This window comes from Microbacterium sp. 22296 (genome assembly GCF_052045385.1).
Classification (GTDB): Bacteria; Actinomycetota; Actinomycetes; order Actinomycetales; family Microbacteriaceae; genus Microbacterium.
Genome location: NZ_JBQEOS010000010.1, coordinates 1 through 7,407 on the forward strand (window position 1 = coordinate 1; position 7,407 = coordinate 7,407).

The 7,407-nt window shown below is 70.7% G+C and carries 6 protein-coding genes; 5 read left to right on the top strand and 1 reads right to left on the bottom strand.

Features of this window, described 5'->3' with window-relative positions:
• Positions 1 to 80 precede the first annotated feature (80 nt).
• From ACTJJP_RS15155 to ACTJJP_RS15165, 3 genes are read left to right on the top strand one after another with little or no spacing between them, the layout of a single operon-like run.
• On the top strand, positions 81 to 662 hold the full coding sequence (locus ACTJJP_RS15155; protein WP_440775711.1) for a DUF6286 domain-containing protein: 582 nt from the start codon (positions 81 to 83) through the stop codon (positions 660 to 662).
• Positions 659 to 1,246 (top strand): hypothetical protein, encoded by a 588-nt coding sequence (locus ACTJJP_RS15160; protein WP_440775712.1) that lies wholly within the window; start codon positions 659 to 661, stop codon positions 1,244 to 1,246. Before ACTJJP_RS15155 ends, ACTJJP_RS15160 begins: the two co-directional genes overlap by 4 nt.
• A 19-nt stretch (positions 1,247 to 1,265) precedes the next feature.
• Positions 1,266 to 2,156 (top strand): Asp23/Gls24 family envelope stress response protein, encoded by an 891-nt coding sequence (locus tag ACTJJP_RS15165; protein WP_440775813.1) that lies wholly within the window; start codon positions 1,266 to 1,268, stop codon positions 2,154 to 2,156.
• Positions 2,157 to 2,307: 151 nt separating this feature from the next.
• Here ACTJJP_RS15165 and ACTJJP_RS15170 read toward each other — a convergent pair whose 3' ends face one another.
• A complete protein-coding gene (locus tag ACTJJP_RS15170; RefSeq protein WP_440775814.1) occupies positions 2,308 to 3,786 on the bottom strand; it encodes a helix-turn-helix domain-containing protein in 1,479 nt (492 codons plus the stop codon).
• A gap of 129 nt (positions 3,787 to 3,915) precedes the next feature.
• Between ACTJJP_RS15170 and aceA the strand changes: the two genes are divergently transcribed.
• Both aceA and aceB read left to right on the top strand, forming a co-directional pair.
• Complete coding sequence (gene aceA, locus ACTJJP_RS15175; protein ID WP_440775815.1) at positions 3,916 to 5,232, top strand: isocitrate lyase; 1,317 nt, start codon at positions 3,916 to 3,918, stop codon at positions 5,230 to 5,232.
• Positions 5,233 to 5,699: 467 nt separating this feature from the next.
• Positions 5,700 to 7,313: a malate synthase A gene (gene aceB, locus ACTJJP_RS15180; protein WP_440775915.1), complete on the top strand. Its 1,614-nt coding sequence runs from the start codon at positions 5,700 to 5,702 to the stop codon at positions 7,311 to 7,313.
• Positions 7,314 to 7,407 lie beyond the last annotated feature (94 nt).

Sequence of the window (7,407 nt, forward strand, 5' to 3'; positions counted from 1 at the left end):
CGGCTGTTCGGCCGTGAGATCTCGCGTGTGGATCTGACCATCTCGGGCGCCACCGCCCCCCAGCGAAAGCGAGTGCTGTGATGACTGACACCGTGCTGCGCACCGTCGTGCGCCGCGAGACCCACTCGCCCCGCACCGTGGCCATGCTCGTCGTGGTCCTGCTGCTGCTGCTCGTCCTCGCCTACGCCGCGGTCGAGATCATCCTGAACCTCGTCGGCGCGCAGCCGCTGCTCGTCGCCCCCGGCGAGGCCCTCAACGCCGTCGTCGCCGCCCCCACCGCGTTGATGCCGGTCGCGTTCATCGTCGGCGGTGTCGTGCTGGCCCTCCTGGGGCTTGTCGTGCTGATCCTCGCCCTCAAGCCGGGCCGGCTGTCCAAGCACGAGATGCAATGGGGAGAGCGCGCCGTGGTCGTCGACAACGGCGTCGTGGCATCCGCCATCGCCCAACACCTCAGCAACGAATCCGGCATCGCCCGCGACGACATCGTCGTCGGCGTCGCCCACCGCTCCCTCGATGTCACCGTGCGTCCCCCGGTCGGCATCCCCGTCGACGAAGCGCAGCTGCGCCACATCGTCGACGAAGAGATCGCCGCCTACAAGCTCACCCCCGCCGTCCGCACCCACCTGCGCGTGCAGCGTCCCGACACCAAGGAGTCCCGATGAATGCGACACGTCGCGGTCTGAACCGCTTCATCCTCTTCCTCGTCGCCGTCGTGCTGCTGGCCGCGGGCGCCCTCGCCCTCGCCGTGGGCCTGGTGCCCGGCGGGACCGACACCTGGACCACCGTCATGGGCGGCTTCCAAGGCTGGCTCGAATCCCTGGGTCGTGACTCCGCCGGATGGGGCGCGGTCGCAGCCTTCGTGGTCCTGGGGATCATCCTCATCGTCATCGCCTCCTCCGCCGTCCGCGGACGCCGCCACGCGCCCCTGCAGTCCACCGGCAGCGCGAACGCCGAAGGCCGCATCACCGTCACCGACGGCTTCGCCTCCGAAGCGCTGAAGAACGCCCTCGCCGAACGCGACGAAATCCTCTCCTCCCGCGTCACCGCCGGAGAGATCAACCGGGAATCCGTCCTGCACGTCGCAGTCACCCCACGGCAGAACACCTCACCCCGCCAGGTCGCCGAGCACGTCGACACCCTCGTCACCAACCTCGCCGCGCTCACCGGGCAAAACGTCCGCGCCTACATCTCCATCCACACCGGGCTGCGCGCCAAACTCGCACGCGACAACACCCGCGTGAACTGATATCCCACGAGGAGTCGTCATGACCACCATCGATTCGACCATCGACCCGCCTGCTCTCGACGCCGCCGCGGACCTCGCGGCGAACGCCGCCGCCGCGGTGCCGGGCGTGCACGCACTGGGAAGCCTCCTCGGCCGTGCCTCCGATGCCGTCCGTGAGCGGGTGGGCCTGGCCAGCACCGCGCCGGGCGTCAAGATCGACACCGACCGCGCCGACTCGGTCACCGCGACCATCTCGCTCGTCGTCGACTACCCCCAGAAGCTCCGCGAGGTGTCCGAGGCCGTACGCACCGCGGTGCGATCGGCTCTCGAACCGCTCGGGCGTGGATCGATCGACGTGAACGTAGTCGTGACCGGGGTCTTCGGACCGTTCGACCGCGATGTCGTCGCGGAGGCCGAGGAGAAGGCGGACGCCGCGGCCGCCCGCACGTCCGAGGTCGTCGACGACGTGAAAGCGAGGTCGAAGGACGCCGCAGCGCGCGCGTCGGAGGTTGTCGACGACGTCAAAGCGAGGTCGAAGGATGCCGCGGATGACGCGGTGGCGAGGTCGAAGGACCTTGCGGCCAGCGCCTCGGAGACCGTCGACGTCGCCGTGTCGAAGGCGAAAGACGTCGCCGCCGGTGCGGCGGCCGCCGTCCACGAGACGGTGAGGGCGGCCCGGGAACGCGTCGCCGCCGACGACCGGAGGGCGGACATCGACGCGGCGGATCGCGTGACCGAGGGCCTCGAGCCCGAGCGTCCCGCGCACACAGCCGCCGGTGAGCGCGGTGACGTTCGCGACGTGGTCGCGGAGGCTCTGGAGGACGCCGCGGTCGACATCGCGATCGCCGCCGACGAGGTGCGCACCGACGACAAGACGCCGGCCACGGACAGCGTGCAGTCGGTCGTGGAGGACGACCGCCCCCGGTCCTGACGCATCGGCTCCACCCCAGGGCGCTCCTGCTTCGGCGGGGGCGCCCTTCACTCCGTCTGTCTCGCGAAACCGGCCGGGTCCGACGTCGCGCACGTTGGACGCGAACCGAAGACTCGGCGACAGCGAAGAGCGCGCCCCGAACGGTGCGGTGTCACTCGCGCGGGGCGTGCGCCGCGAGGAACTCGTACATCTCCGTCGCGTCGACGCCGGGGAAGGCGCCGGTCGGCAGGGTGGCCAGCAGGGTGCGCGGCGTGCGCACGTTCGGCCAGGCCTTGTCGCGCCAGGCCTCCTCGAGGGCGGCGGGCGCGCGTCGGCAGCACGTCTCGACCGCGTGCCGGGAGACGCCGCGGTTGGGGGTGTCGCGCCCGCGGAACCACCTCGTGTCGTCGAAGCGCACGCCCACGCTCACCGAGTGCGCCCCCTCGCTCGACTGCTCCACCCGCGCCGTGCACCAGTACGTGCCGTTTCCGGTGTCGGTGTACTGGTAGTAGGGGTTGAAGAGGTCGTCCTCGTCGAAGACGACGCGGCTCGTCCACCGCCGGCAGCACATCTGCCCCTCGATCGACCCGAGGCGATCGGTCGGGAAGTTCACGTCGTCGTTCTCGTACGCCTTCGTGATCGTGCCAGACTCGTGCACCTTGAGGAAATGCACCGGGATGCCGAGGTGCACGGTGGCGAGATTGGTGAAGCGGTGCGCGGCGGTCTCGTACGACACCGAGTACGCGTCGCGTAGATCTTCGATGCTGATCGTGCGTCGCTCCTTCGCCTCTCGGAGCACCGGCACGACGTGCGCCTCGGGCATCAGCAGCGCCCCGGTGAGGTAGTTCGTCTCCACGCGTTGGCGAAGGAACTCGTCGTAGCTCGTCGGCTCACCGTGCCCGAGCACCCGGCTCGACAGCGCCTGCAGCACCGCAGCCCGCGGGTCGCCCTTCGCGACCTTCGTCGACAGGTAGAGCCGGCCGTTCTTCGCGTCCGCGATGCTGCGCGTCGATGACGGCAGGTCGGGCACGTAGTGCAGCGAGAAGCCGAGGTGTGCGGCGATGTCGCTCGCCCCGCGCTGGGTGAGCGGCCCTCCCGGGTGGTCGATGCTGTCCAGCAACTCGGATGCCACCCGCTCGAGCTCCGGGAAATGGTTGTCCTGCGTGCGCATCAGGCGGCGCAGGGCGACATTCGCGCGACGCGCCTCCTCGGGCGTGGCCGAGCGCTCCTCGCGCAGGCGCTCGATCTCGGCCCGCAGCGCGAGCATCGCCGTGAGCACCTCGTCGGGCACCGAGCGCCCCACGCGGAACGGGGCGATGCCGAGAGCCTGGAACGTCGGTCCGCGCATCGCGCGTTCCACCGACAGCTCGAGGGTGGCGCGAGGGTCGAGGGGTTCGGCATCCAGGATCTGGTCGAGTCGGCACTCCAAGGCGCGCGCGATCGCCTGCAGCAGGGTGAGCTTCGCCTCGCGCCGGCCGTTCTCGATCATCGAGATCTGACTCGGCGCTCGGCCGACGGCGCCGGCGAGGTCGTCGAGCGTCATCCCGCGCGCGGTGCGCAACTGCCGGATGCGCCGGCCGATGGTGAGAGTGTCCACCTCGTCATCGTCGGACGGGAGAGGTGCCGAGAGGGAAGAGACTCCGGTGTCCATACGCCAGAGTCTCACAACAGCAGAAGATCGGGCAATCTTCACACCCCCCGAGGCGCTTCCGGTGCCGCGATCTTCGCCCACAGTTGTGGTCACGGGGCACCGCCGCCCCGCGACCCGAAGGAGGACGACATGACGATCCAGGCCACCCCCGCCCAGCAGCCCCTGCGCCCCGGCGACCAGACCGAGACCGCCGATGAGATCCGCGCCGCGTGGGAGAACGACCCGCGGTGGGACGGCATCGAGCGCACGTACTCGGCCGAGGACGTCGTCCGCCTGCGCGGCAGCGTCCGGGAGGAGTCGACCCTCGCCCGCCGCGGGGCCGAGAACCTCTGGAACCTCCTCCACACCGAGGAGTACATCCGGGCCCTCGGTGCCTACACCGGGGGTCAGGCCGTGCAGCAGGTGCGCGCGGGGCTGAAGGCCATCTACCTCAGCGGGTGGCAGGTCGCCGCCGACGGCAACCTCGCGGGCCAGACCTACCCCGACCAGAGCCTCTACCCCGCCAACAGCGTTCCCGCGGTCGTCCGCCGCATCAACAACGCACTCCTGCGCCAGGACCAGATCGAGCGCGCCGAGGGCGAGATCACGCAGGACTGGCTCGCCCCGATCGTCGCGGATGCCGAGGCCGGCTTCGGCGGACCCCTCAACGCCTACGAGCTCGCACAGTCGCTGATCGCGGCCGGGGCCGCCGGCATCCACTGGGAGGACCAGCTCGCGAGCGAGAAGAAGTGCGGCCACCTCGGTGGCAAGGTGCTCGTGCCGATCCAGCAGCACATCCGCACGCTCAACGCCGCGCGCCTCGCGGCCGACGTCGCGGGGGTGTCGACGGTGATCATCGCCCGCACCGACGCGCTGGCCGCCGACCTGCTCACCAGCGACGTCGACCCGAGGGATGCCGAGTTCCTCACCGGTGAGCGCACGACCGAGGGCTTCTACCGCGTGCGGCCGGGGCTCGACTCGGTCATCGCGCGCGGCCTTGCCTTCGCCCCCTACGCCGACCTGCTGTGGGTGGAGACCGGCGAGCCCGACATCGAACTCGCCCGCGCCTTCGCCGAGGCGATCCACGCCCGCTACCCGGGCAAGAAGCTCGCCTACAACTGCTCGCCGAGCTTCAACTGGAAGCGCCACCTCAATGATGAGCAGATCGCGACCTTCCAGGCCGACCTGGCCGCCCTCGGCTACGCCTTCCAGTTCATCACGCTGGCCGGCTTCCACGCCGTCAACCACTCGATGTTCGACCTCGCCCGCGGTTACGCCGAGCGCGCCATGAGCGCGTACGTCGAGCTGCAGGAGGCCGAGTTCGCCGCCGAAGCCGACGGCTATACCGCGACGCGCCACCAGCGCGAAGCGGGCACCGGCTACTTCGACGTCGTGTCCACCGCGCTCAACCCCGACAGCGCCACCCTGGCCCTGGCCGGCTCCACCGAGACCGCGCAGTTCCACTGACCCCGAGCGTTCGCGCCGACCCTCGCGCGTTCGTGCCGACCCCGCGCGTTCGCGCCGACCCCGCGCGTTCGTGCCGACCCTCGCGCGTTCGTGTCGACCCTCGTCCCACTTTTCGCAGACCTCGTCCCATTTCTGGCTGCTCAAGCCACCCCCAGACAGCCACTTCTGGGACGAGGTCTGCAGCGGCCCACACCGCCGCACCTGCCCCCTGCTCAGCTCCGCACCCTCGTCCCACTCCGCACGCACCTTGTCCCACTTCTGGTCACCTGGGCCACCCCCAGCCGACCGTTTTCGGGACGAGGTTCGACAACGGCGGCGGGCGGTCCGACGCAACATAGAAAGCCACGATCATGACTCTTCTCTCCTCTTCCCCGCCCACCCCGACGATCACCTCCCGCGCAGACGGGTCCCGAACGCCGTCGCCGGCGGCACCCGCCGAGACCGAGCCCCGCACCCGCACCACGCGGATGCCGCAGACTCCGGCATCCGTCCCCTCCCTGCACCTCGAACGCCCCGTGCAGGGCCGTCACGCCGAGATCCTCACCCCCGCCGCCATCGCGTTCCTCACCGATCTGCACGACCACTTCGCTCGGAGCCGGCACGACCGGCTCGCGGCGCGCCTCCGGCACCAGTACGACGTGGGGTTGGGTAGCGATCCGCACTTCCGCGCCGACACCGCGCACATCCGCGACAGTCCGTCGTGGCGCGTGGCGGGGGCGGGCCCCGGACTCGAGGATCGCCGTGTCGAGATCACCGGCCCGACCGACCCGAAGATGACGATCAACGCGCTGAACTCCGGCGCTCAGGTGTGGCTCGCCGACCAGGAGGATGCCACCTCACCCACCTGGAGCAACGTCATCGGCGGGCAGCTCTCGCTGTTCGACGCGATCCGCGGGCAGTTGTCGTTCACCAGCGCCGAGGGCAAGCGGTACGAGGTCACCGCGGAGCGCACCCCGACCATCGTGATGCGCCCGCGCGGATGGCACCTCCCTGAGAAGCACATGACGTTCACCGACCGGTCCGGACGCCGGCTGCCGGCATCCGGATCCCTCGTCGACTACGGGCTCTACGTCTTCCACAACGCCCACGCCCTCATCGCCGCCGGGCGCGGCCCCTACTTCTACCTGCCGAAGATCGAGTCGGCCGAGGAGGCGCGGCTCTGGGACAACGTGTTCACGTTCACCGAGAAGCGGCTGGGCCTGGACCACGGAACGATCCGCGCCACGGTGCTGATCGAGACGCTGCCCGCGGCCTTCGAGATGGAGGAGATCCTCTTCGCCCTCCGGGACCACTGCGCGGGCCTGAACGCCGGACGGTGGGACTACATCTTCTCGATCATCAAGACGTACCGCGGTCGCGGGGCTCGCTTCGTCCTGCCGGACCGGAGCGAGGTGACGATGACGGTTCCCTTCATGCGGGCCTACACGGAGCTGCTCGTGCAGACGTGCCACAAGCGGGGCGCATATGCCATCGGCGGCATGAGCGCCTTCATCCCGAACCGTCGTCGACCCGAGGTGACCGAGGCCGCGTTCGCGAAGGTCGCCGCCGACAAGCGCCGCGAGGCGAACGACGGCTTCGACGGGACGTGGGTGGCCCACCCCGACCTCATCCCCGTCGCTCGGGCCGAGTTCGACTCCGTCCTCGGGGATGCGCCCCACCAGCTCGCGCGCACGCGCGACGACGTGTCCGTCACCCCCGCCGACCTGCTCGACGTGCGCATCGGCCGGCCGATCACCGCGGCGGGCGTGCACGCGAACGTCTCGGTGGCCATCCGCTACATCGAGGCGTGGCTGCGGGGTCTGGGCGCGGTCGCCATCGACGACCTGATGGAGGATGCGGCGACCGCCGAGATCGCACGGTCGCAGATCTGGCAGTGGATCCACCAGGACCGGTCGACCGAGGAAGGCATCCCCGTCACCCGCGCGTTCGTCGAGGACAGCGTGAAGGACCTCCTGAACTCGGTGCAGCGCTTCGACGGCGACCGCTTCGCCGACGCCGTCGAGATCTTCCGCGCGGCGGCGCTGCGCGAGGAGTTCCCCGCGTTCCTCACCCTGGCGGCCTACTCGTCGTACCTCGACTGACCGCTCACGGTCGCGGGGGGGGGGGGGGGGGGGGGGGGGGGGGGGGGGGGGGGGGGGGGGGGGGGGGGGGGGGGGGGGGGGGGGGGGGGGGGGG